Raw genomic sequence first — 25,285 nt, 5'->3', positions numbered from 1 at the left:
CAGCAAAACATCGTTATACCGCTAATTTCATAGACGAAATACATCAATTAACGGTATACCGTTAATTTATTATGGTTTTGCTATTTTTAATTTAGTCATTCTATCACGTAATGTACTCGGTTTTAATTTAAGCACATCTGCCGCTCCATTAGGTCCACTAATTTTCCAATTACATTGTTCTAATACTTGCACAATATGATTGCGTTGTACTGCATCTAGACTTAAATCTTTATTATTAATTGGTTTTGCCTTTTGTGCAGAAGATTCAAAACCTGGAACTATTAAAGTATCTGTATTAGACAAAATAGAAGCTCGCTCAATTAAGTTCTCTAACTCTCTAATATTTCCTGGCCAATTATAAGCTTTTAGCTTATTCATTGCATCATCTGTAATATACTGGATGCTTTTTCCGTAAGCTTTATTAAATTTATCTACAAAATGCTCTACCAATAAAGGTATATCTTCTTTTCTATCTCTTAAAGGAGGGACTTCTATAGGAAATACATTTAAACGAAAATACAAATCTTCTCTAAACTCCTTTTTTTGAATAGCATCTTTTAAATTTCTGTTGGTAGCAGCAATTACTCGAACATCTAATTTTTTTAAGCCAGTAGCACCTCCAACAACCTCAATTTCTCCTTCTTGCAAAAACCTTAATATTTTTGGTTGCATATCTAATGGCAACTCACCAATTTCATCTAAAAACAAGGTGCCTTTATCTGCTAGCTCAAATTTTCCTATTTTATCATTAACTGCTCCAGTAAAAGAACCCTTTTTATGACCAAACAACTCACTTTCTATCAACTCTCTTGGTATTGCAGAACAATTCACTTTAATTAATGGTTTATTATTACGCAAACTAGTATTGTGTATTGCTCTTGCCAATAATTCTTTTCCTGTTCCAGATTCTCCTAACAACAAAACAGTAGCATTTGTAGGTGCTACTTTTTCAACCTCTGTTAAAACATTGCTAAACGCTTCACTACCATAAACCATTTCTTCATAATTAAACACCAGTTCTAGCTCATTTCTTAGATAGACATTTTCTTGCTCTAATTGATTTCTTAATTGGTTTAACTCTTTATTTGCTACTGTTAATTTTTGGTTGGTTATTGTAATTTTATTTTCGGCTATTTTACGCTCTGTACTCTCTACCATAAGAGACACTACATTGGCTATTGAGGTTGCAAACTCTAAATCTTCGGCTGTCCATTCTCTTAAAGAATCGCCAACATGTTCAAAACAAATAATACCATAATAACCAATTGCACTGTTAATAAAAACATCCATAAGAGATGTTATGTTATTGGGTTTTAAATAGGAATTAAAAAACGACTTGGTAATAGTACTATTTTTGGCATCTTTAACAAGTAATGCTTTTTTTTCGTTTAAAGCTTTAAAGTAATTTGGATGTTCTGAATACGCTAGTTTATTTCCTTTTTCAATGCTATTTGTCTTTAAATTGAACAGGTTTTCACAGTGTAATTTTTTTTCATCTTCATTAAATTTCCAGACACTTACTCTATCTACATTTAAGGTTTTAGCAGCTAACTCTGTAATTTTATTTAGCGAAGAATTAAAGTCTTGCCCCACTAAATTGGCTAATTTTAAAATGACATCTTTCTTTTCGTTAGATTTTTTTGCTCTATCTATTAATAGTTGTTTTACTCTTAACTCTTCAGTAACATCTTTAACAGTAGCATACAATGCAAAAACCTCTTGTTTGTCATTTTTTATGGTACCTGTAAAAAAAGATGCTGTCACTTTTTCACCATTTTTTTTAATGATTTCGAAATAAAATTCGTTTACTTCGTTTTTAGCAACTTCTTCATAGCTATTTAAAACAGCATCATAGTCTGCTTTTTGCCAAAAGGGATAAGGATGTGAATGCCCTGTTAGCTCTTCTTTAGAATAACCCGTTATTTTACACAAAGAATCATTAACCATAATAATTTTAGTGTCTAAACCAGTAATAAGCAAACCTTCTTGCATAGACATGATAAGCTTATCTCTAAATTCTTTGGCTAACTGTAAAGCTAATTCTGCTTTTTTTCGTTCTGTTATATCTTGTATTGTAGAAAAATTTGCAGTTTTTACTCCATTTTCATCATAAATACTAGAAATAGATACATACACAGGAAATCGTTCTCCATTTTTACGCATGTATGTATTTTCATATTCTTTTTTATTTTTATTTTCTATTAATAACTTATAACGTGCATCATTTCCTTCTTTTAATTCTGGTGGCGAATATGGAAATGGGCGTTTTACACCTATTAATTCTTTTTCTGTAAAACCAGTCATTGCGCAAAAAGCTGGATTTACACGAATAATTTCTGACTCTAAATTTATAGCCACTAAGCCTTCATGCATAGAGTTTAAAAGACTGGATGAAAACTCTTTTGCTTCTCTTATTTCTTTTAAATTATTTTGCCATTCTGTTATATCACGAGCAATAGCCAATACTTTTCCATCTTTTTGAAGTTTTGCAGATACTTCAACTTCTAATACAGAATTATCTTTACGTCTATACTTTCTAGGAAACAAAATAGATTTACCGTTTAGCAACTCTTGATGTTTAATTGGGTCTTGAATTAAATCACCTACATAAAAATCTTGTAGTTTTAGTTTTGAAAACTCTTTTTTAGTGTACCCTAAACTAAGGTTTGCCGCTTTATTAAAAGAATAAATTGTTCCGTCTAAAGCATAGATAATAATAATATCACTAGCTTGACTAACTAAAGATTTATAAGACTCTTCTTGTTTTTTTACTTCTGCTTTAATATTGAATTTCACAATAGCCATTTGTGCTAATCTAACAGCTGAATTCAACTCTTTAATATCTTCTAAAGATGGAGCGTTAATTGTGCTACTATAAATTGCAAAAGTACCTAATACCTCATCTTTATCTGTAAGGATAGGAATAGACCAACAAGATTTTAAATTATACTTTAAGGCTATATCTTTATAATCTTGCCATAACTTACTTGTACTAATATCTGAAACAATAACAGGCTTTTTAGTAAACACAGCAGTACCACAAGAGCCAACTGCTTTACCTACAACTACGCTTTTAACAGCTTCTATATACTTTTTTGGTAAAGATGGTGCAGAAACAAGATTAAGGTGAACACCATCTTCTTGCACCACACTAATAGAACCATAATATTCTGGGTGCAGCGACTCATAATTAGAAAGCATATGGTTAAATATTTTATGAAGCGATGTGTTTTTAGCTATTAAATCTAAAACCAGATTTTCATTAACTAATGTTTGTTGTGCTTTTTTTCGCTTTAATACCTCCTGTTCTAAGTCTAAATTTTTTTGTTCCAGTTTACTAATAAGTCTTTTACTATATAGCTTTAAAGCTTCTTGCTCTGTAAACTGTACTTCTTCGGCAGATTTTTTTTCAGGTGTTACCTCCTTAAAAATATCTAAAATTAACTGGATAATTTCATCTGGTTCTGTAGGTTTTCGTAAAAAATGTGTTGCTCCTAGTTTTATAGCAAAATCTTCATCTAACTTATCTGTATATGTAGAGGTGTAAAAAACAAAAGGAATATTCATTAATGATGGATCTTTTTTACATGCTTGGCATAGCATATACCCATCCATCACTGGCATTAAAATATCTGAAATGATTAGATCTATAGCATTTTCTTTAAGCTTCTGTAATCCTTCTCTTCCATCATTAGCTTCAATGACATTAAAATTAGCCTGCTCAAGAATTATCTTTAACAAATAAAGATTTTCATATACATCGTCTACTATTAAAATAGTTTTCTTTTTCACTATTTACATCATTTGGTATTACAAAAACTTTTCATTTGATTTACAAAAGTGTCTGGATTGATAGGCTTTTCAATATAACCATTAGCTCCTGCTTCAATAGCTCTCTCTTTATCTCCTCCCATTGCATACGATGTAACTGCTATAATTACAGTTTCTTTTGGAAGCCCGTTATGCCTTAATTTAGCACATATTTCATGTCCATCCATATCAGGCAACTGAATATCTATTAAAATAATTTCTGGATGATTTTCATGTGCTAATTTTAACCCATCAACACCATTATACGCCTTTAATATATTAAAATTATTTTTTAAAAGTAAGTAAGATAACATGTACATGTTTTGTTCGTTATCTTCTATTATTAAAATAGTTGGTTTCATTTTTTATTGTAAATTTAATATCGGCACATAAAACTTTAAATATACACAATTGAATATAAAACGTTACTTACAATTGTATTAATTATCAAGAGTATAGTCTAAAGGTAATTTAAAAGTAAAATTACTTCCTTTTCCTAATTCACTTTCAACCTCAATGGTTCCGCCTAATTTATCAATTAAGTTTTTACAAATAGCTAAACCAAGACCTGTTCCTTCATGGTTTCTACTTAAACCTGCTTCTAACTGAATAAAAGGCATAAATAACTTAACAAGATTTTTTTTACTAATACCAATTCCTTGATCTATTACTTGTGTTATTAATACATTATCTTGTATAGCTACTTTTACTAATATGTCTCCTTTTTTTGAAAATTTAATAGCGTTTGAAAGTAAGTTTAACAGAATTTGCTCAACACGTCTTTCATCACTTACAAGCGTTATTTTCATTTCTGAAATTTCTGTTTTAAAACCTAGCCCTTTAGCAGAAGCTTGTGGTTTTAAAAAATCAAGTGTATTTTTTAAGGATAATAAATAATCAAAAGGATAAAAAGACACTTTTAATTTACCAGCTTCTATTTTAGAAATATCTAAAACATCATTAATTAACCTCAACAAATGCTCTCCACTATTTTTAACCATAGTTAGTTGCTTTTTTTGTTCGTCATTTAATGGTCCTGCTAATTCTTTTAATAAAATACCTGTAAAGCCAATAATAGAATTCATTGGTGTTCTAAGTTCATGAGACATGGTAGCTAGAAATGCAGATTTCATTAAATCTGCAGACTGGGCTTTTACTTTTTCTTTTTCTAACTCCATAGACTGAATATTCATATCCTCTAATAGGTTCAATAAAGCTTCTTTACTATCATGAAGTTCTTCGGTTCTTAAGTTTACTAATTTTTCAAGGTTATTTTTATAGCCTAACAATTCTTTTTCATTATTAATTCTTTCGGTAATATCTGAAGCTATACCAATAAACCCATACTTTTTATTATTTGTATCAATAAGTTTAACAGCTTTAACTTGTAGCCAAGTAATTTTACCGTTTTTATCTTGAAATCTAAGTTCAGATTTAAATTCGGTATCATTCATGATTGTGTTTTGCCATTCATTTAAAACTCTTTCTTTATCCTCAGGATGTATAGCTTTTTGCCAAGCCGATCCTAAAGATTTTTGAAGACTCATACCAGAATATTTAACCCACTGTTCATTTACATAGGTAAACGCACCTGCTTCATTGGTATTAAATATAGCAACTGGCGCATTTGAAGTAAGACTACGATATAATATCTCACTTTTCTCAATTTTCTCTTTAGATGACTCATAAATTTGCTTGAGTTGCTTTTCTTGTTCTACCAGTTTACTATTCACCAGTTTTTTAAATCGTTGTGACTGCCCTTTTAAATACCAAACACTCCAACCTCCTAAAAAAGAAATTATAAAACCAAATACCATATAACCTATTGCTGTGTTCAATGGTTTTTTTGATGGTACCACATATAGTTTCCATTCTCCAGAAGACATCTTTATAGGCACAGCATATGATTGGTAGGAAGACATGTCTTTTTCTAAAAAAAACTCTTCCTTTCCTGTATTAAAATTAACTCTTGATAATTGATAAATAAAGCGATTATCTTCTTTATTATCTATATTTAAGTCTTTTAAAAAAGTAGACAACGTAGTAACAACAGCAGAGAACCCAGAGAATTTGTTATCAATAAAAATAGGCTGCCTACTTACCATGCCTATCCCTCCTTGTTTTAAATGAACTGGGCCAGCAATAAAAAAATCTTTTCGTTTTATTGTTGCTAAGGCACCACTAGCAGCCTCAATACTTTTTATAATATTAAAACCAATTACATCATTATCTTTTAATGGATATACGTGTGTAATAAAACCATTAGCATCTACTAATTCTACAACGTCAAAATATTTGTTTCGTTCTAATAACTCCATGGCTATGTTATTAAAATCTTCTGGAACTCCATTTCTTTCAACAATGTAGGCTAGTGTTTTTGTTGCTGAATAACTGTACATTACCAATGTTTGCAGTTTTTCTTTAATTAAAGCTACTTGATTATTTAATTCTTTTTTATCCTCATTTTCGTTTATTAAATATTTTTGATAGGCAATAAACTGAGTGATAACAAGTAATATTATTAAAGTTGCTAAACCCGAAACAAATGGTTTTTTAAGCAAAGGATAAAAAGCACTTTGTTTCATATAAAGCAAACATTAAATGGTTTTATATTCTTTTTAATTATCATTTTTCAATTTCAATTCTTTAATAATACCTTTTAATTCTTTCATTTTCAACTCTCTTCCTATAAACAAATTATTCATTCGTTGTAATTCTTTATTTTTAGAATTCACTTCCTCTGTTCTAATTTTAACTAACTCTTCTAAGTTATTTCTATGTTTTTCTAATTCTATTTCTGTTTTTTTACGTTCTGTAACATCTCTTATAATTCCAATTAAAAATCTAGAACCATTAGCATCAATAAATCTTGTTTTTTTTGTAGAAATTATTCTAGACTCTTTTCCTTTTATTGTTAACGTTTCCTCATTTACATTTTCAACACCTGTTTCTATAACCTCTTTATCAATTTTTAAGAAAACTTCTTGTTCTTCAGCTGAAACGTGTTCTACTAAAGTCTTGCCAATTACTGCTTCTTTTTTTAAATTAAAAATGGTACAAAAAGCATCGTTTACAATTAATAATTTACTTTCATCATCTTTTACAAAAACAGGATCACCTATATTGTTTATTATATTTTCAAGATATACTTGACTTCTTTTAATTTCTGCTTCTGCCTTTTTTCTATCTGTAATATCTAAAGCCATACCAATATAGCCATACAAATTATTGTTTATATCAGAGGTTCCTACAGCTTTAACAGAAAGCCATGTTGTCTTTTCTTTACTTACAAATCTAAGTTCAGATATAAATTCTTTTTCTGCTGCTGCACATTCTGTCCATTCTTGATCAACTCTTTCTTTGTCTTCAGGGTGAATAGCATTAGTCCAACCAAAACCTACTGCTTCATTAAAAGACATTCCTGCATATTCTAACCATTCTTGATTTACATAATTACAAAAACCATCTTTATCTGATTGAAAAACACCTACTGGTACGTTAGATGTTAATCGTCTAAACAGCAGCTCACTATTTTTTAATTTCTCTTCAGACTCCTTACGTTGTGTAATATCTTTAGCTACAATACCTAATGCTATTGGAGTATTTTTTTGACTATCTTTAATTAAAAACCCAGACATTTCAATTGGTATTAAATCTCCCGTTTTAAAGTTTTTAAAGGTTACTTCACCTCTCCATTTATTTGTTTTAAATATACTGGTTAGATGTTCTTTTTGTATTGTTTCCTGATAGTCTTCTGAAAAGAAATCGGTAATAGAATCTGGCATTGCCTCCTCTTTATCTAATGCTACTAATTTTCTTCCATTAGCATTCAAATAAATAGGCTTTCCTTCTAAGCTTGCTAAACCAATAAACTCATCACTTGTTTCTATTAAAGACAGTAGCTTTTGATTTTTTTCCTCTGCTTTTTTCTTTTCTGTAATATCTGTAAAATAAATAAGTAAGCCTTCAGGAGATGGATATATTTTGTTTTCAAACCATTTGTCAAATGGTTTATAATAATCTTCAAAGTATACAGTTTCTTGAGTTTCTGCCGCTTTATAATATGCCTTATAAAACGGAAGTTCTATTCCTTCAGGAAACTCGGTCCAAATATGTTTCCCTATTAAACTTTCTGGTGATTTCCCTAAAATATCTGCCGCTTTTTTATTAATAAAGGTGTAGCACCAATTTGCATCTAAGGAAACAAAACCATCAGAAATATTATTTAATGTATTCTCCATTTTAGAAGTTAACTTTTCCTTAATCTGGTTTTTTTCAATCGCAAGTTCTTCGTACTTCTTCTTATACTGAATTATAGAAAGCACATCTAAATCTTTGTTGGCTATAAAAGTTGTTGTTGTCCTTGCATTATCTACATACTTTAAATACACATAAAGTAGTACTGAAAAGATAAATGCCGAAGTAGATTTTCCTATAAGGTGCCCTATTAAAGAGGTTTTAAACACCGAGCCTCCAGAAAACATAGCGATATTAAATGCAATAGAATCAAAAGTTAATACAATTAAAAGAGAACTAAAAAGAACTAAAAAGAAAGGAAGTTTTTTAACCCTTGAAATTAAATATTGATATATTATTACTAATAACAAAAAGTCTATTAGTAATAAAAATGTACCTGTTAAAAAGAACTTGAAATTTATATTAAAAACAGAATTAGGATAAAGTGACGTGTTATTAATTTCACTATTTATTATTTGTTGTAAATAGGTAATTTCAAACATTAATGTCATTATAATATTCGAAATAATAATTCCAAAGATAAGTGTCCTAGCACTTGCTGCTCCTTCTTTTATATAAATTAATAAAACCGCAAATAAAACACCACTAAATAAAATAATAGAACCAGGATAAATAGAATAATCCTCAAAAACAACAAAACTAACAGAACTACCTACATTGGCTTGTAAATATTGTACAGACCCTAAAAGAATATATAGAGGGGCTAAACCAAGCTTAGTTCTAAATTTAAATAATAAAAGAATACTTGAAGACAGAAGCAATAGCTCTAAAAGTATTATTGTATAAACATTCATATAACATTTTATTTAGTCTAATTGAAAAAAATACAATTTTCTCTTTTAAATTAAAAACAAATAACTGTAAAACAGCCAATATGGCAACAAATTAGCAAAAGCTACACTTCCTTTTGTACAAAAACACAAATATAGCACTATAATGCAAATGGAATTAGCATTAACAAAGAAACACGTTTAAAAATGAAATGCATTTTCTTAGCATTAAAATTTGAATTTCTTTCCTTTAAATCACTATTTAAAAGTAGTATATTAGCTTGTTAAGACATTATTAAAAAACATCTAAATTAAAAAATGAATACACCTGAAAAAGAACAATTTATGAAAGAAGCTGTAAACGCAGCTCTTAAAGGAATGAACAACAATGAAGGCGGACCATTTGGTTGCGTAGTTGTTAAAGACGGAAAAATTGTAGGACGCGGCAACAATAAAGTAACCTCAACTAACGACCCAACTGCACATGCAGAGGTTACTGCCATTAGAGACGCGTGTAAAAACTTAGATTCTTTTCAATTAGATGGTTGCGAAATTTACACCTCTTGCGAACCTTGCCCAATGTGCTTAGGTGCTATTTATTGGGCAAGACCAGATAAAGTATATTACGGAAGCAACCAAGTAGATGCTGCAAATATTGGTTTTGATGACGAATTTATTTACAAAGAAATACCATTACCTTACGAAAAACGAAGCATACCTTTTGAGCAATTAGCAAGAGAAATTGCTTTAGAACCTTTTCAAGAATGGACTAAAAAAGTGGACAAAACAGAATATTAATATATGATTACCTTCATCCTAAATAACAAAACCATAAGTACTACAGAGCATTCTGGAATGACCTTATTAGATTTTGTACGTTACCAACAACGGCTTACAGGAACCAAAATTGGTTGTCGCGAAGGCGATTGTGGCGCCTGTACACTACTAGTTGGAACACCTAATGGTGACACTATAAAATACCAAAGTATCACTTCCTGTATTTCTCCTTTAGGAAATGCACATGGTAAACACGTAGTAACGGTTGAAGGTACAAACCTACAAGACAAATTAACTACAGCACAAGAAGCCATGAAAGCAAATTACGCGACACAATGCGGCTTTTGCACTCCTGGCTTTGTAGTTTCCCTTACTGGTTTTGCATTGTCTGATTCTGAAAAAAATTATAAAAATGCCATTGATGCTATAAGCGGAAATATTTGTAGGTGCACAGGATATAAGTCTATTGAAAAAGCAGCACAGCAACTGGTTGACAAACTAAAAACTCAAGAAAACAATTCTTTAGATTGGTTAATTAAAAATGAATTTATTCCTGCCTATTTTGAAACTATTCCAAAACGTTTAAAAGACATTGAGGCTAATGATTTAAACCAGCCAAAAGGAAAATATATTTCTGGTGGAACCGATTTATATGTACAACAAGCCGATCATTTAGCAGATAATGAAGTACATCTTATTGCAGAAAAAGACTATTTAAAAGGCATTACCATTAAAAATGGAATATGCACTATTGGAACCAACGCAACAGTTTCAGACCTATGGAATCATACTGAAATTAACAGCTATTTTCCAAACCTTAAAAAACACCTAAAACTCGTTTCTTCTGAGCAAATTAGAAACATGGCTTCCTTAGGCGGAAACTTAGTTAACGCATCTCCTATTGGAGACATGACCATATTTTTATTATCTCTTAATAGTACTATTACGATATTAAATACTGAAGAAAAAGAAAGAACCATTGCTCTTAAAAACTTTTACCAAGGCTATAAAACATTCGATTTAAAAGAAGGAGAACTTTTAAAAGCTGTTTCTTTTAAACTACCAACTAAAGATAGCTTTTTTAATTTTGAAAAAGTGTGCAAACGAACCCATTTAGATATTGCTAGTGTCAATGCTGCTATACATCTTTCAATAGAAAATAAAACCATTTCTGAAGCGCATATTTCTATTGGTGGCGTTGCTGCAATTCCAAAATATTTGCACGAAACCTCAGCCTTTTTAACAGGAAAACCATTGACTACAGAAACTATAATTGAAGCTAACGACATCCTTCAAAAGGAAATCACTCCTATTAGTGATGTTCGTGGCACAAACGATTATAAACGCTTGCTAGCAAGACAATTATTTTTTGCACATTTTACAACCTTATTTCCGAAGCAATTCACTTTAAAAGACTTTCTTCAGCATGCATAAAAACAAAACAAATATTAAACTAGACACTAAATTAGAAGCGGTTTCTATTGCGCTAAAAAAAAGCATTAAAAACCTCGATTCTTACACACATGTTCGTGGAGAATCTTTGTATGTTGACGATGTGAATATTAGACAAGGCACCTTTCACGCTGTGGTTTTTGACGCACCAAAAGCACACGGAAAAATAAAAAGCATCGATTATACAAAAGCGGAAGCTTTACAAGGTGTAGAACGTATTTTTACCTACAAAGATGTTCCTGGAAAAAATGAAATTGGTGGCATTATAGCAGACGAACCTTTGTTTGCTGAAGATGAAGTGCATTTTTGGGGCATGCCAATTGCGCTAATTGTTGCAGAATCTGAGTTTATTGCACGAAAAGCAAGAGATTTAATCGAAATAAATATTGAAGATTTACCAGTAATTACAACTGCAAAAGAAGCAAAAGCAAAAGGTAGTTTTATAAACGCACCTCGATCTTTTAGCTTAGGAAACACAGAAAAAGCATTTGCCGATTGCGACTATATTTTTGAAGGCGAAACCTTTTCCAACGGACAAGAACATTTATATATTGAAGCGCAAGGTGCTTATGCAGAGCCTTTAGAAAATGGAAATATTAAAATTACCTCCTCAACACAAGGACCAACAGCTGTACAAAAAACAGTAGCACAAGTTTTAGGTGTAGCAATGCATAAAATAGAAGTCGATGTTACGCGCCTTGGTGGTGGTTTTGGTGGTAAAGAAGACCAAGCAACACCTTGGGCAGTTATGGCTGCTTTGGCAACGTATCATTTAAATCAGTCGGTAAAATTAATCCTTAATCGCCATGACGATTTACGTATGACTGGAAAACGTCATCCATATGAAAGCACCTATAAAATCGGACTTTCAAAAGACTTAAAAATCCTAGCGTACCAAACCGAGTTTTTACAAAATTCTGGAGCTGCTGCAGATTTATCTCCTGCCATTGCTGAGCGTACCTTATTTCACGCAACCAATAGTTATTACGTGCCAAACGTAACCACTAAAGTATTAAGTTGTAAAACCAATTTACCACCAAACACAGCGTTTCGTGGTTTTGGAGGACCACAAGGTATGTTTGTTATTGAGTCTGCTATTGCGAAAGCGGCTCACGAAATTGGTGTTCCAACAAGAAAAATTCAAGAAGCGAATTTACTAGATGAAAACGACACATTTTCGTACGGACAAATTGCTAAAAAAGTAGAAGCTAAAAACACATGGCATACTGCTAAAAACATATTCAATATTGATGCTTTAGAACAAGAGGTTGCAGATTTCAATAAAAACAATACGGCTTTTAAAAAAGGGATTTCGTTTATGCCTATTACCTTTGGTATTTCGTTTACCAATACACCAATGAATCATGCACGTGCATTGGTGCATATTTATTTAGATGGAAGTATTGGTATTAGCACAGCTGCTGTAGAAATGGGTCAAGGTGTAAACACCAAAATGATGCAAATTGCTGCTGCTATTTTTTCCATTCCTATTGAAAAAATCAAGATAGAAAGCACCAATACAACTAGAGTTGCAAACACCTCTCCTTCTGCTGCAAGCTCAACAGCAGATTTAAACGGAAAAGCAACGTTAATGGCTTGCAAATCGCTTTTAGAACGTTTAAAAACGGTAGCTTCAGAGGCATTACATACTTCAGAAAAAAGCATCACTTTAAAAGAGGAAACAGTTTATGTTAATGGTGAAAAGTCTAATTTAACTTGGACACAACTCATTAGTAAAGCCATGTTACAACGTGTTGCTTTAACCGAAAATGCACACTATGCAACACCAGAAATTCACTTTGATAAAACCAAAGAAAAAGGACATCCTTTTGCCTATCATGTTTACGGAACAGCAATCACCACAACAACCATAGATTGTACGCGTGGCACTTATGAATTTGACAGCGTAAAGATTGTACACGATTATGGGAAAAGCATGAGTGAAGGCATTGACCTAGGACAAGCAGAAGGTGCTTTAATTCAAGGTATTGGATGGATGACACTAGAAGAAATTGCCTATAATAAAGACGGAAGATTATTATCTAATGCATTATCCACCTATAAAGTTCCAGATATTTTTTCTGTACCAAAAACGGTAGAAGTGATCCCTGTAGAAACGGAAGGAAATGATATGGCTATTTTAAAATCGAAAGCTGTTGGCGAGCCTCCTTTAATGTATGGTATTGGCGCTTATTTTGCACTTCAAAATGCCATTAAAGCGTTTAACCCCAATTATGATGTAAAGTTTCATGCACCAATGACGCCCGAAAAGGTTTTAACTGGTCTATACCAAAAACAATAAAGCCTTATCGCACTGCACTACAAAAAACAAAACATCCTTAAAGGCGCTCTAATTTATAGTGCTGGCGATTCTATTGCAGCACTTTTATTAGGTGAATTTTCGTGGTTTCGACTATTAGGAATAATGTTTATTGGCGCCACATTTTACGCTTTTGAAATCCCTAATTATTTTGATTGGATTGTAAAAAAGACGCAATTTTTAAAAGGAATTAAAGCAACAGTAACCAAGACCATTTTAGCTATAGCCTATTTTAATCCTTTATGGATTGCTAGACATTTGTTATTTATCAAATTGTTTTCTGGTCAGTTTGAAGCGATTGGCTTTAACTTAGTTGCAATTGCCTTTTGGTCATTTTTAGTGAATATCCCCATTTCATTTATTGCAAATTATATTATTCAAAACCGATTTAAACTAAAATGGCGATTTTTAGGAAGTGCTATTTTCTCTGCAATTATGGCAATTTATTACGCGTTGAGTGAGACGCTTTTTAGTTAAGAAACGGATGATGCATTAACTGCGGAATGACAAAGTCTTACCATTATTTTAAGTCCTCTTTTTTCAAAAGCGAATATTCAGTTATATTATAATGTATCAAAATATCCTCTAATAAATAATCACGAATTACAAGAATTAGATGTTGTATTGTATTGCTTTTGAATGAAGAAATTAAGGCTTCCGCAGAACGATGCAAACCTTCATTTTTTAATTCTAGTTTTCCTAATTCATCTATAATTACATATTTACATTTTGTTTTTGAAGCAACAGAAATCAAATAATCATTTGCTTTTACAAAAGCACTTTCTAAAAAAATATAACTACCAATTTTAATTACATTTTCCGTTTCCAATTCTGCTTCCGTTTCCAATTTAAATGTTTCGTTAGCTTTAATTTTAAAAAAATAGCGTTTTCCATCTTCACCATCTGGACACAACAATCCATCCACATCGCTTCTATTGCTAATCCAATCTAGTAACGTTGTTGTTTTTCCGGTTCTAATTTTACCTGTTAGAATAAATATCATTCTGAAGCAATTTTAAAATGAATACAATTAGAAATACTATTGGCAATAAAATATTTAAATCGCGTAAAGCCGTTTAAGTGTTTTGTCTCTTTCCAAGTTAAGCTAAGAATTTGCCTGAAATACGGAAACAAATCCAAAGCACTGGTAATTTCTTCTTGGTATTTAGATTCTTTTTTGGTGAGATATTTTCGAATTATTTTTAAAACAAAAGGTCCTAAAACCAAATACCAAAGTATTAAAAACAAGAAACTTCTAGCAATAATATATATTGCTTTTTGCCACCCAAATAAAGCTCCACCAAAAAAAGTAAATGCCAAAACAATTACTGTAACAGTAGAAAACCAAATCCAAATTACCTTGAATCTTATGGCTTTATTTGTTTTCTTCTCTTCGGAAGTTACATGCATAGGCTTCAAATAAAAAGCGGTTGCTTCTTTTTTAGAAATAATTACTATTACACTTTTAATGAATAATCCTGCTAAAAGGCCACCAACACCATACACCAAAAGGTAAATGCTAATTAAAACCGATGTTGTAGAAGTGTCTGTTATAAAATTGATTTTTTCTTGAATCCAAGTACCATAAATATTGATGGCTTCCCAAAAATCTGTACCATAAATAATGGTGAGTTTTAATAATTTTTGAAGTGCAGATTGCAAAAAGGTTACTATTCCTAAAGCTACTAATGTTCCCCCTTTCCAGGAAAAGTTAGAAAATAAAAAGGCTCCCAAAACAGCTTGAAAACTCACAGAAATGTATGCTGTAAATGGCGAATACGGACTCACTGCCATTTTTATAATCAATACAATTACTAAAGCTTTTAAAATGGCTTGCCATTTATTTTTAGCATAAAAAGCAATTAAACTAATTAACAGAATAGCAATTCCACCAACAATCAACCCTGTAAATGGCGAGTTAAAAACATGTAAAAAACCACCTAATCCAGACTCATTTAAAGCCCAAAGTGCAGTGAGTTTATCAATGATAGACTTATTATTTTGTTTTAAAAGATTCTTTGTTTCCTTCTGAATGACATTACTCATTTTTGTAATGTGTTTGTAGTAATTGTGCAACAACGCTAATAGCAATTTCTTTTGGTGTATCTCCTCCTATATCTAAGCCTATTGGGCAAACTACATTGGTCATCCCTTCAGGAATATGCATTTCTTTAATAAGCATATTATGAAAGCGCACTTTTTTAGTTTTACTACCTATTAAGCCTAGAAATTTAGTTTCGTTTTGTAAAGCCATAGCTATAATATCAAAATCGATTACATGATTATGTGTTAAAACCAAAACATAACAATTGCTTCCCCATTGTACAGCATCTTTAAAGGTTTTAAAATCTGTTTCACTGGTTTGATGTGTAGTTATACTTTCATCTAATTCTAAATTAGCAAACCAATTGTCACGAGAGTCTATAAGATGCACTTTAAAAGGTGTATCTATTAAGAGCTTGCAAATTTCCATTCCAATATGTCCTGCTCCAAATAAAAATAATTTTGGAGATTGATGCATAGGCTCAATAATAAATTCCACTTTTCCGCCACAGCATTGTTCAAATTCTGGACCTAATGTGTAACTTGATTCGATAATTCTATTTTCGTTTAATGCAATAATCGCTTCGTCTATGGCTTTAAATTCTAGTTTTCCTCCTCCAACAGTACCATGAATTTGTTTATCTGCAGTTACCAACATTCTAGACCCAACAACGCAAGGTGTTGAACCTAAACATTTGGTTACTGTTACTAAAGCAACGGGAATTTGCTTTTCTTTAAATTTTGCTAAAAGAGAAATCCAGTTTTGCATACACTTATTTTACTTCAACTTTTTTTACCAATTTACCAACAGTCATTCCTTGTACTAGTATAGAAAACACAACAACGACATAAGTAATCACTAAAAACAAATCACGCTCCATAACTTGTGTAAGTCCTAAAGCTAATGCTATTGAAATTCCGCCACGTAATCCTCCCCAAGTCATAATTAAATTGGTTTTTGGCACAAAGTCTAATTTCTTTTCAAAGAATTTTATTGGCGCTAGTAACGAGATATATCTACATAATAATACTAAAGGAATAGCAATTAAACCAGCTAATAAATATTCCATTTCAAAAGTTAAAACAAGCATTTCCATACCAATTAAAACAAATAAAACAGTATTTAAAAGTATATCTATTAACTCCCAAAATTTATCTACATACGTTTCTGTAGTTTCAGACATTGCAGAATCTCTAACGGTATCATTACCAACAACCAACCCAGCAGTAACCATTGCTAAAGGTGCAGAAATATGTAGTTTTTGTGCTAAAACCGTTCCTGCCATTACTGCTGCAAGTGTTATAATGACTTCAATATCATAATCATCAATAGATCGCATTAATCGATACGTAACCCATCCTAAAATCAACCCTAAAACAATACCTCCAATAACTTCTACACCAAACAACTCTACCACCTCTAAAACGGTAACATTTTCAATTCCTAAGTCTGCAATTTTAAAAATGGTTAAAAATACAACTACACCTACTCCATCATTAAATAAAGATTCACCAACAATCTTTGTTTCTAATTTTTTAGGTGCTCCTGCTTTTTTTAGAATTCCTAAAACAGCAATAGGGTCTGTAGGTGAAATTAAAGAACCAAATAACAAACAGTAAATAAAATCTACATGCAAACCAACAATTGGTAATGCTAAAAACATAATTAAACCAACCAGAAAAGTAGAGATTACAACACCAAAAGTAGCAAAAACTAAAACTGGCCAACGCTGTACTTTAAGCTGTTCAAAATTAGTATGTAATGCGCCAGCAAAAAGCAAGAAACTAAGCATAACATCTAATAATACAGCTTTAAAATCTATGTGAGTTATTATAAATCGTTCGGCATTTAGCAAGGTATCGTCAAAATAACTCAATGCAAATACAGCTAGAGTAAACACTATGGTTATTAACATTAAGCCAATAGTATTTGGCATTTTTAAAAATCGTACATTTATATATCCAAAAATTGCAGATATAAGCACTAATACAGAAGCGATTACAAAATAATCCATAAAAAATATTTTTACTGCTAAATTAAAAATTTATATCTTTTAACTACCATTAATTCGCTATTATGAAAAGGGCATATATAGATTTACATTGTCATCCTGCATTAAAACCTTATGGTAAGAGTTTTAAATACGAACCTACCAAACAAAACCATTTAAACGCTGGAAGAAAAAATTCTATTTGGCATTATAGTCCGCCAAACTTTTTAGAACGTCAAGTAAACAAAATACTTACCTTAACAAAGTTTACACAAACAGACTTAACTGCGTTAGCTAAAGCAAATTGTCAAGTTGTTGTAATTTCTTTATATCCTTTTGAAAAACATTTTTTAAAAAGAAGAATGTTAGGCTTTAAGTTTATTTCTGATATTCTGGTAAATCTTGCAGCAGGAGTTAGCCATTCAAGAATTGATAACATAAGGAGTCATAATAGTTATTTTCAAGACCTATTGGATGAATATAATTACTACCTACAATTACATAACTTTGCACAAAAAATTAATGATATAAACTACACCTATAGGCTAACGAATAGCTTTACTGAAGTAGAAGAAAACATAGCAAAATCTACAAACACCAGAAAAATCATTAGCCTAATACCAACTATTGAAGGCGCTCATGCTTTTGAAACCGGCTTATTAAAAGACGTAAACACAGCAAATGAGCAAACCGTTTTAGATAATATTGACACAGTAAAAAAATGGGCACACAAACCCCTTTTTATAACCTTAGCACATCACTTTTACAATGAAATTTGCGGACACGCAAGAAGTATTAATATTGGTGCTATAAAAGACAACCAAAACAGAGGACTTAATACAGACATTACAGCGCTAGGTTTTAAAGTAATAGACAAACTTTTAGACAACACAAATAACAAACGCATACTCATAGACGTAAAACACATGAGTACGCCTGCCAGAAAAACCTATTACAAGTTATTAGAAACCAAATATGCAGACCAAAACATTCCTATAATTGTTAGTCATGGTGCGGTAAACGGAAAACGATCTATTGAAGCATGGACAGAAAAAGACTCCCCTTTAAGCGAAGCATTTAGTGATGTAGATATTAATTTTTATGATGCAGAAATACTTCGCATTGCTAAATCTAAAGGAATTTTTGGTCTCCAATTAGACGAAAGAAGAATTGCAAGTAGAAAAGCTATTAGAAGTTCTAGAATCTATATACCTAACAAAAAAAGCAGACTAAAAAACAAATCAGAATTAGTATGGAACCAAATACAACACTGTGCAGAAATACTAAACAAAAACCTGCTTTTTTGCTGGGAAACAATAGCAATAGGATCTGATTTTGATGGCATTGTAAACCCTATTAAAGGACTATGGACTAGTGAAAACATCCAAGACATAGAACCCTATTTGGTAGAAAAAGCAGAACAATATCTAGAAAAAAACACCCAAAACTTAATTGCTATAAATCAAATTTCAGCGCAAGAAATAATAGATCGTGTACTCTTTTTAAATGCCGAAACCTTTTTAAAAACAAACTTTAAATAAACCTATTTTTTTGTTAAGTTTTCTATTTCTTAACGACAGAAACAGTATATTCATTTTTTAGAATCCCTTTTATAACTACAAAATGCAAAAAACATATTATGATCCTGCAGATCTAAAAAAATTTGGAAAAATCACAGAATGGAGTGAAGAACTAGGAAACAAATTCTTTGATTATTACGCAAAAGTTTTTGAAGAAGGAGCATTAACTGCTCGTGAAAAATCACTCATAGCATTAGCTGTAGCACACACAGAACAATGCCCTTATTGCATTGATGCATACACCAAAGATGGCTTACAACGTGGTATTACCAAAGATGAAATGATGGAAGCCATTCATGTTGGAGCTGCTATTAAAAGCGGAGCCACCTTAGTGCATGGCGTACAAATGATGAATAAAGTGAATAAATTAGATGGTTAATAGTAATTATATGACCAAATTAAAAACACAATCTCTTCATAAAAAAGACAGCGACTTAGCTCAGGCTAAAAAACAACTAGAAATACTTTCTAACGGAATATTTAAAACTGGCGAGTTACCGACTTTTGCAAAAAAAATAAGAGAAACCAATCTTGTTCCTTTACGTGCTAAAAAACTAGAAATACTTCAAATTAACGTTGGTTATATGTGCAATCAAGTATGCACACATTGCCACGTAGATGCTGGTCCAGACAGAAAAGAAATAATGACTGTAGAAACCATGCAACAATGCTTAGAGGTTATAAAAACTACGGAAGCACACACCTTAGATTTAACAGGTGGAGCTCCAGAAATGAATCCTAATTTTAAATGGTTTGTAGAAGAAGCTTCTAAAGCTGGAATTAAAGATTTTATTGTTCGTTCTAACCTTACTATTATTCGCGCAAACAAAAAATACTACGATCTACCAGAGTTTTTTAAAAAATATAATGTTCATGTCGTTTCCTCTATGCCACATTGGACCAAAGGAAAAACAGACAAACAGCGTGGTGATGGTGTTTTTAACCAATCTATACAAGCATTGCAAGAATTAAACGCTGTTGGTTATGGCATGCCAGGTAGCGATTTAAAATTAGATTTGGTTTACAATCCATCAGGAGCCTTTTTACCTGGAGATCAAGCTGCTCTGGAACGTGACTTTAAAAAAGCACTGGCACAAGATTTTAACATACAATTTCACAACTTATTTGCAATCACAAATTTACCAATTAGCAGATTTTTAGACTACCTTATAGCTTCAGAAAATTACGAAGATTACATGTATTCTTTAGTAGAGGCATACAACCCTTCTGCTGTTGCAAACGTGATGTGTACCAATACCATTTCTGTAAGTTGGGATGGTTATTTATACGATTGTGATTTTAACCAAATGTTAGAATTGCCTGTAAATAGTAAATCTAAACATATTTCAGATTTTAACGAAGAGTTGCTACAAGGTCGTGACATTATAATATCACAACATTGTTACGGTTGTACTGCTGGTGCAGGAAGTAGTTGTCAAGGAACAGTAGCCTAAGTATGAAATATAAATTAATAAGCATACTACTCTTTTATTTGGCAACATTACCAAGTACTGCACAAGAAAGTCTTTCGCAGTTATTAAACAAATACAACACTAAAAGTGTTCCTTATATTTCGGTTCAAGAATTAGCAATGCCTAAAACAGAAGCGATTGTTTTAGATGCACGTGAATGGCAAGAATACCAAGTAAGTCATATAAAAAATGCTATATATGTTGGTTATACGCATTTCAATTTACAAGAAACAACAAAACAAATACAAAACAAACAACAGCAAATTGTGGTGTATTGCTCTTTAGGTATTCGGTCTGAAAAAATTGCCCAACAACTAAAAGACGCTGGTTACACCAATATTTTTAATTTATATGGAGGTATTTTTGAATGGAAAAACAACAACTTCTCTGTATATAATCTAGAAAATAAGCAAACCGAAAACATACATACCTTTTCTAAAGCATGGAGTACATGGCTTTTAAAAGGAAATAAAATTTATAATGATTAATAACAGTAAGCAAGCGTGAAAAACCAAAACCTCATCATTATATTTACTCGCAACCCAGAACTAGGGAAGGTAAAAACACGTTTAGCAAAAACTATTGGTAACGCTTCCGCTTTAAAAATCTACACTTTTTTATTAAAGCATACAGAAAAAACAATTAGAAACATAGCAAGTGACAAAGCGGTTTACTACTCGGTAAAAGTGCGTGATCAAGACATTTGGGATAATGCCATCTACCAAAAACACCAACAAAAAGGCGATGATTTAGGCTATAGAATGCTTCATGCTTTTCAAGATGCATTCCACAACAATTATGAAAAAGTAGTAATTGTTGGTAGTGATTTATTCGATTTAAAAGAAAAACACATTCAGGAAGCATTTAAAAAACTGGAAAACCGAGATGTTGTTATTGGCCCAGCAAAAGATGGTGGTTATTATTTATTAGGTATGAAAACTTTACACGCTGCTGTTTTTAAAAACAAAGCATGGGGAACTTCCTCTGTTTTTAAAGACACCATGAAAGATTTACAAAAATTTAAGATTCACCAACTAGAAAAGTTAAATGATATTGATACTTTTGAAGATATGGAGCACAATTCCGTATTAAAAAAACTTATAAATCAAAATGATTAAATATATAAACGAAACCGTAGAATACCTACAAGAAAAAGGGTTTGAAAAACCAGAAATAGGAATCATTCTAGGCACAGGACTTGGAAAACTTTTAGATGAAATAACCATTATAAAAGAAGTAAGTTATAACCACATACCAAATTTTCCTACAGCAACAGTTGAGTTTCACAGAGGAAAACTTATATATGGTGAATTAGCAAATAAAAAAGTAATAGTCATGCAAGGTCGTTTTCACGTATATGAAGGCTATACCTTACAAGACGTCACCTACCCTGTTCGTATTATGGAAAAATTAGGAATTAAAACCCTTTTAGTTTCTAACGCTTCTGGAGCGATAAATACAGACTTTAAAAAAGGCGAATTAATGCTAATTGAAGACCATATAAATCTTCAAGGAAGCTCTCCTTTAGCATTTAAAGGGGTTTCAGAATTAGGAGAACGTTTTGTGGATATGAGTGCTCCTTATGATGCTGAAATTAACAACACTTTTAAAAGTATTGCCAAAGCAAACAACATAAAACTTCACGAAGGTGTTTACGTAAGCGTAGTTGGCCCACAATTAGAAACCAGAGCAGAGTACAAAATGCTTAAAATTATTGGTGCAGATGCGGTTGGTATGAGTACCGTTCCTGAGATTATTGTTGCTAATCATTTAAAATTAAAAGTAGCTGCTGTATCCGTTTTAACCGATGAATGCGACCCAAATAATCTAAAACCTGTAAATATTGATGAAATTATTGCTATGGCTGCAAAAGCAGAGCCAGACATGATTACATTATTTAAAGAATTAATATCAAAATTATAGAACCAAGATTTGAGACAAAAGAACCAAGATAAACTCTTGTATAAACGTTGATTCTTTTCTCTTATTTTTTTGTCTTAAAAAAGAAAATGAGCTACCTAAAAACCACACACAACGTATACAAAGAAGCAGCATTAACTCCAGACGTAGGGCTATGTTGTACCACAAACCCTATTTGGGAATTACCAGGATTAAAAATCCCTAAAATAATGCAAGAAATGAATTACGGCTGTGGCTCTACGGTACATGCACGTGATTTAACTAACAATCCAAAAACACTATATGTTGGTGTGGGCGGAGGCATGGAACTTCTACAATTTGCTTATTTTAATCGTGAAAAAGGTGGTGTGATTGGTGTGGATGTTGTAGATGAAATGTTAGAAGCTTCCAGAAAAAACTTTGTAGAAGCAGAAGCACAAAACCCTTGGTTTACATCGGAATTTGTTACCCTTAAAAAAGGAGACGCTATGCATCTTCCTGTTGCAGATAATACTATTGATGTAGCTGCTCAAAATTGTTTGTTTAATATTTTTAAAGCCGAAGATTTAAAGAAGGCTATAGCTGAAATGTATCGTGTTTTAAAACCACACGGAAGACTGGTTATGAGTGATCCTACTTGCGAACAACCCATGAATGACGAATTACGTAACGATGAAAGATTAAGAGCACTTTGCCTAAGCGGAAGCTTACCTATTGCAGATTACATAAAAGCATTAACAGATGCAGGTTTTGGAACCATAGAAATAAGAGCTAGAAAACCCTATAGAATTCTAGATCCTAAAAACTATCCTACAGAAGAATTAATCTATATTGAATCTATTGAAGTCGCAGCTATTAAAGACCCTATGCCTAGTGATGGACCATGCATATTTACAGGAAAAGCCGCTATTTATTTTGGTGATCAAGATTATTTTGACGACAAAGCAGGTCATATTTTATTAAAAAATCAACCATTGGCAATTTGCGATAAAACCGCAAACATATTAGCTAATTTAAATAGAGAAGACATTTTTATTAGCGAATCTACTTTCCATTATGATGGTGGAGGCTGTTGCTAGGTATCTAAAGTTACATAACTAAAAATCTAATTGTTTTACTTTTACTCCTATGCAAAAATACATAGACATCATTAAAAACTCCTATTCTGGGTATTGGAATTACCTTAAAAACGAGTTAATTACACTAAACCATTGGGACAACTATTTTTATGGTTTAATTATTATTTCATTATTAGTTTGGGGATTAGAAATAGCTTTTCCTTGGCGTAAAAATCAATCTGTTTTTAGAAAAGATTTTTGGCTAGATACTTTTTATATGTTTTTCAATTTCTTTTTGTTAAACCTCATCGTATTGATAGCCTTATCTAATACTGCTGCCCAATTTTTTAATGATATTTTAGCTACTATTGGTCTTTCTATATCCAGTTTTCAACTCTTTGATGTAGATAATTTACCAAAAGCACTAGGTCTATTTATCTTCTTTATTATTAGTGATTTTGTACAATGGAACACGCATCGCTTACTACACAAAGTTCCACTATTTTGGAACTTTCATAAAGTACACCATTCTGTAAAAGAAATGGGGTTTGCTGCGCATTTACGCTACCATTGGATGGAACCAGTAATCTATAAATCTATGCTATACATTCCATTAGCAATAATTGGTGGTTTTGATGCACAAGACGTGGCAATTGTACACTTTTTTGCTATAACTGTTGGCCATTTAAACCATGCTAATTTAGGCTGGGATTACGGTATTTTAAAATACGTATTTAACAACCCAAAAATGCACATTTGGCACCATGTAAAAGAACTTCCAGAAGATAAAACAGATGGGATTAATTACGGAATTACACTAAGCATTTGGGATTATCTCTTTAAAACAGATCATGTACCATATGATGGTAGAGATATAGAACTGGGTTTTGAAGGTGATGAAAATTTTCCTAAAGATTTTATTAGCCAAGAATTATATCCTTTAAATAAAAACACCAAAAATAAACCTTCTGCTTTGTAAGGTAGTGCGTCTTGAATTGACGAAAAAGAAAACAAATTACATGAAACATTTTAGTCTTATTCTTTTTACAATTCTCGTTACCACTTCTTGTGTTTTTGCCAAACAAGTAACACCTGGTAACCAAATTAAAAAAACAGAAACCACTACTGTAAAACCGCAAGAAGTCCTTACTAAAAACAAAATTCCTGAAGCTTTTAATCACGATGCATGGAATACATTATTACAAAAAAATGTTTCTAAAACAGGCCATGTAAACTACATCGCTTTTAAAAACAACCCAACAGAATTGCATGCTTACATTACCTCTTTAGGTAAAAACATGCCAACCAAAACTTGGACTAAAAAAGACAAACTTGCGTATTGGATTAACGCATACAATGCATTAACAGTAGATTTAATAATTAAAAATTACCCTGTAAAAAGCATCAAAGACATTAAAGACCCTTGGGATCAAAAACTATGGAAACTAGGTGAAAAATGGTACAATTTAAATGAAATCGAGCATGAAATTTTACGTAAAATGAACGAACCTAGAATTCATTTTGCTATTGTATGCGCTTCTTTTTCTTGTCCGAAATTACAAAACCAAGCCTTTACTGCTACAAAACTAGAAGAACAGCTCACTGCTGCTACAAAAGCTTTTTTAGCAGATAAAAACAGAAACGAAATAGCTTCAGATAGCATTAAAATTTCAAAAATATTTCAATGGTTTTCTAAAGATTTTAAACAGAACGGAAGCCTTATTGATTTTTTAAACACCTATGCTGAAGTACAAATTTCTTCCAACGCAAAAAAAAGCTATAAAGATTACAATTGGAGCTTAAATGAGTAACTTTACTGTTATTCCTGAGAAAGCAGGAATCCACAATCAAGCAAT

At 31.6% G+C, this 25,285-nt stretch carries 21 protein-coding genes; 13 read left to right on the top strand and 8 right to left on the bottom strand.

The window, feature by feature from the left end:
- Window positions 1-69: 69 nt before the first annotated feature.
- The 4 genes from KO494_RS15975 to KO494_RS06390 all read right to left on the bottom strand — a co-directional run bounded on the left by KO494_RS15975 (window position 70) and on the right by KO494_RS06390 (window position 8,861).
- Window positions 70-3,792 (bottom strand): sigma 54-interacting transcriptional regulator, encoded by a 3,723-nt coding sequence (locus KO494_RS15975; RefSeq protein WP_303427149.1) that lies wholly within the window; start codon window positions 3,790-3,792, stop codon window positions 70-72.
- Window positions 3,793-3,800: 8 nt separating this feature from the next.
- Entirely contained in the window at window positions 3,801-4,172 is a 372-nt protein-coding gene (locus tag KO494_RS06400; RefSeq protein ID WP_215966770.1) for a response regulator, read from the bottom strand.
- Window positions 4,173-4,250: 78 nt separating this feature from the next.
- Entirely contained in the window at window positions 4,251-6,395 is a 2,145-nt protein-coding gene (locus KO494_RS06395; protein ID WP_215966769.1) for an ATP-binding protein, read from the bottom strand.
- A 33-nt stretch (window positions 6,396-6,428) separates the two neighbouring features.
- Window positions 6,429-8,861, bottom strand: coding sequence for a PAS domain S-box protein (locus tag KO494_RS06390; protein WP_215966768.1), 2,433 nt, complete (start codon window positions 8,859-8,861; stop codon window positions 6,429-6,431).
- 294 nt (window positions 8,862-9,155) lie between these two features.
- Between KO494_RS06390 and KO494_RS06385 the strand changes: the two genes are divergently transcribed.
- From KO494_RS06385 to KO494_RS06370, 4 genes are all read left to right on the top strand, one after another.
- Window positions 9,156-9,635 (top strand): nucleoside deaminase, encoded by a 480-nt coding sequence (locus KO494_RS06385; RefSeq protein WP_215966767.1) that lies wholly within the window; start codon window positions 9,156-9,158, stop codon window positions 9,633-9,635.
- 3 nt (window positions 9,636-9,638) lie between these two features.
- On the top strand, window positions 9,639-11,048 hold the full coding sequence (locus KO494_RS06380) for an FAD binding domain-containing protein (RefSeq protein WP_215966766.1): 1,410 nt from the start codon (window positions 9,639-9,641) through the stop codon (window positions 11,046-11,048).
- Window positions 11,041-13,368 (top strand): xanthine dehydrogenase molybdopterin binding subunit, encoded by a 2,328-nt coding sequence (locus tag KO494_RS06375; RefSeq protein ID WP_215966765.1) that lies wholly within the window; start codon window positions 11,041-11,043, stop codon window positions 13,366-13,368. Before KO494_RS06380 ends, KO494_RS06375 begins: the two co-directional genes overlap by 8 nt.
- 123 nt (window positions 13,369-13,491) lie before the next feature.
- Window positions 13,492-13,863, top strand: coding sequence for a hypothetical protein (locus tag KO494_RS06370; RefSeq protein ID WP_215966764.1), 372 nt, complete (start codon window positions 13,492-13,494; stop codon window positions 13,861-13,863).
- 43 nt (window positions 13,864-13,906) lie between these two features.
- On the opposite strand, the gene KO494_RS06365 is transcribed toward KO494_RS06370, so the two are convergent.
- Genes KO494_RS06365 through KO494_RS06350 form a run of 4 tightly spaced genes read right to left on the bottom strand, consistent with a single transcriptional unit; the run spans window position 13,907 to window position 17,444 of the window.
- On the bottom strand, window positions 13,907-14,389 hold the full coding sequence (locus tag KO494_RS06365; RefSeq protein WP_215966763.1) for a nucleoside-triphosphatase: 483 nt from the start codon (window positions 14,387-14,389) through the stop codon (window positions 13,907-13,909).
- Complete coding sequence (locus KO494_RS06360) at window positions 14,386-15,432, bottom strand: hypothetical protein (protein ID WP_215966762.1); 1,047 nt, start codon at window positions 15,430-15,432, stop codon at window positions 14,386-14,388. The genes KO494_RS06365 and KO494_RS06360 overlap by 4 nt, the downstream gene beginning before the upstream one ends.
- The gene (xdhC, locus tag KO494_RS06355; protein ID WP_215966761.1) at window positions 15,425-16,198 is read right to left on the bottom strand and encodes a xanthine dehydrogenase accessory protein XdhC; all 774 of its coding nucleotides are present in this window, start codon (window positions 16,196-16,198) and stop codon (window positions 15,425-15,427) included. Before xdhC ends, KO494_RS06360 begins: the two co-directional genes overlap by 8 nt.
- A gap of 4 nt (window positions 16,199-16,202) precedes the next feature.
- Window positions 16,203-17,444 (bottom strand): sodium:proton antiporter, encoded by a 1,242-nt coding sequence (locus KO494_RS06350; protein ID WP_215966760.1) that lies wholly within the window; start codon window positions 17,442-17,444, stop codon window positions 16,203-16,205.
- 62 nt (window positions 17,445-17,506) lie between these two features.
- On the opposite strand from KO494_RS06350, the gene KO494_RS06345 reads away from it, so the two are divergent.
- From KO494_RS06345 to KO494_RS06305, 9 genes are all read left to right on the top strand, one after another.
- A complete protein-coding gene (locus tag KO494_RS06345) occupies window positions 17,507-18,961 on the top strand; it encodes a membrane dipeptidase (RefSeq protein ID WP_215966759.1) in 1,455 nt (484 codons plus the stop codon).
- Between the two features lie 82 nt (window positions 18,962-19,043).
- Complete coding sequence (locus tag KO494_RS06340) at window positions 19,044-19,379, top strand: arsenosugar biosynthesis-associated peroxidase-like protein (protein WP_215966758.1); 336 nt, start codon at window positions 19,044-19,046, stop codon at window positions 19,377-19,379.
- Window positions 19,380-19,389: 10 nt separating this feature from the next.
- On the top strand, window positions 19,390-20,454 hold the full coding sequence (arsS, locus tag KO494_RS06335) for an arsenosugar biosynthesis radical SAM (seleno)protein ArsS (protein ID WP_215966757.1): 1,065 nt from the start codon (window positions 19,390-19,392) through the stop codon (window positions 20,452-20,454).
- Between the two features lie 2 nt (window positions 20,455-20,456).
- Complete coding sequence (locus tag KO494_RS06330; RefSeq protein WP_215966756.1) at window positions 20,457-20,960, top strand: rhodanese-like domain-containing protein; 504 nt, start codon at window positions 20,457-20,459, stop codon at window positions 20,958-20,960.
- Between the two features lie 15 nt (window positions 20,961-20,975).
- Complete coding sequence (locus KO494_RS06325) at window positions 20,976-21,590, top strand: TIGR04282 family arsenosugar biosynthesis glycosyltransferase (protein ID WP_215966755.1); 615 nt, start codon at window positions 20,976-20,978, stop codon at window positions 21,588-21,590.
- Complete coding sequence (locus KO494_RS06320; RefSeq protein ID WP_215966754.1) at window positions 21,583-22,395, top strand: purine-nucleoside phosphorylase; 813 nt, start codon at window positions 21,583-21,585, stop codon at window positions 22,393-22,395. Before KO494_RS06325 ends, KO494_RS06320 begins: the two co-directional genes overlap by 8 nt.
- Before the next feature lie 86 nt (window positions 22,396-22,481).
- The gene (arsM, locus tag KO494_RS06315; RefSeq protein WP_215966753.1) at window positions 22,482-23,450 is read left to right on the top strand and encodes an arsenosugar biosynthesis arsenite methyltransferase ArsM; all 969 of its coding nucleotides are present in this window, start codon (window positions 22,482-22,484) and stop codon (window positions 23,448-23,450) included.
- A 49-nt stretch (window positions 23,451-23,499) separates the two neighbouring features.
- Complete coding sequence (locus KO494_RS06310; RefSeq protein WP_215966752.1) at window positions 23,500-24,408, top strand: sterol desaturase family protein; 909 nt, start codon at window positions 23,500-23,502, stop codon at window positions 24,406-24,408.
- A 40-nt stretch (window positions 24,409-24,448) separates the two neighbouring features.
- A complete protein-coding gene (locus tag KO494_RS06305; protein ID WP_215966751.1) occupies window positions 24,449-25,240 on the top strand; it encodes a DUF547 domain-containing protein in 792 nt (263 codons plus the stop codon).
- The last annotated feature ends 45 nt before the right edge of the window (window positions 25,241-25,285 follow it).

This window comes from Lacinutrix sp. C3R15 (genome assembly GCF_018860825.1).
Lineage (GTDB): Bacteria > Bacteroidota > Bacteroidia > Flavobacteriales > Flavobacteriaceae > Oceanihabitans.
This window is presented reverse-complemented; position numbering and strand designations above follow the sequence as displayed.

Bases quoted from the DNA above. Each gene is read 5' to 3' on its own strand.
- KO494_RS06400 (WP_215966770.1), bottom strand. From the start codon at position 4,172: ATGAAACCAACTATTTTAATAATAGAAGATAACGAACAAAACATGTAC.
- KO494_RS06395 (WP_215966769.1), bottom strand. From the start codon at position 6,395: ATGAAACAAAGTGCTTTTTATCCTTTGCTTAAAAAACCATTTGTTTCG.
- KO494_RS06390 (WP_215966768.1), bottom strand. From the start codon at position 8,861: ATGAATGTTTATACAATAATACTTTTAGAGCTATTGCTTCTGTCTTCA.
- KO494_RS06385 (WP_215966767.1), top strand. From the start codon at position 9,156: ATGAATACACCTGAAAAAGAACAATTTATGAAAGAAGCTGTAAACGCA.
- KO494_RS06380 (WP_215966766.1), top strand. From the start codon at position 9,639: ATGATTACCTTCATCCTAAATAACAAAACCATAAGTACTACAGAGCAT.
- KO494_RS06375 (WP_215966765.1), top strand. From the start codon at position 11,041: ATGCATAAAAACAAAACAAATATTAAACTAGACACTAAATTAGAAGCG.
- KO494_RS06370 (WP_215966764.1), top strand. From the start codon at position 13,492: ATGTTTATTGGCGCCACATTTTACGCTTTTGAAATCCCTAATTATTTT.
- KO494_RS06365 (WP_215966763.1), bottom strand. From the start codon at position 14,389: ATGATATTTATTCTAACAGGTAAAATTAGAACCGGAAAAACAACAACG.
- KO494_RS06360 (WP_215966762.1), bottom strand. From the start codon at position 15,432: ATGAGTAATGTCATTCAGAAGGAAACAAAGAATCTTTTAAAACAAAAT.
- xdhC (WP_215966761.1), bottom strand. From the start codon at position 16,198: ATGCAAAACTGGATTTCTCTTTTAGCAAAATTTAAAGAAAAGCAAATT.
- KO494_RS06350 (WP_215966760.1), bottom strand. From the start codon at position 17,444: ATGGATTATTTTGTAATCGCTTCTGTATTAGTGCTTATATCTGCAATT.
- KO494_RS06345 (WP_215966759.1), top strand. From the start codon at position 17,507: ATGAAAAGGGCATATATAGATTTACATTGTCATCCTGCATTAAAACCT.
- KO494_RS06340 (WP_215966758.1), top strand. From the start codon at position 19,044: ATGCAAAAAACATATTATGATCCTGCAGATCTAAAAAAATTTGGAAAA.
- arsS (WP_215966757.1), top strand. From the start codon at position 19,390: ATGACCAAATTAAAAACACAATCTCTTCATAAAAAAGACAGCGACTTA.
- KO494_RS06330 (WP_215966756.1), top strand. From the start codon at position 20,457: ATGAAATATAAATTAATAAGCATACTACTCTTTTATTTGGCAACATTA.
- KO494_RS06320 (WP_215966754.1), top strand. From the start codon at position 21,583: ATGATTAAATATATAAACGAAACCGTAGAATACCTACAAGAAAAAGGG.
- arsM (WP_215966753.1), top strand. From the start codon at position 22,482: ATGAGCTACCTAAAAACCACACACAACGTATACAAAGAAGCAGCATTA.
- KO494_RS06310 (WP_215966752.1), top strand. From the start codon at position 23,500: ATGCAAAAATACATAGACATCATTAAAAACTCCTATTCTGGGTATTGG.
- KO494_RS06305 (WP_215966751.1), top strand. From the start codon at position 24,449: ATGAAACATTTTAGTCTTATTCTTTTTACAATTCTCGTTACCACTTCT.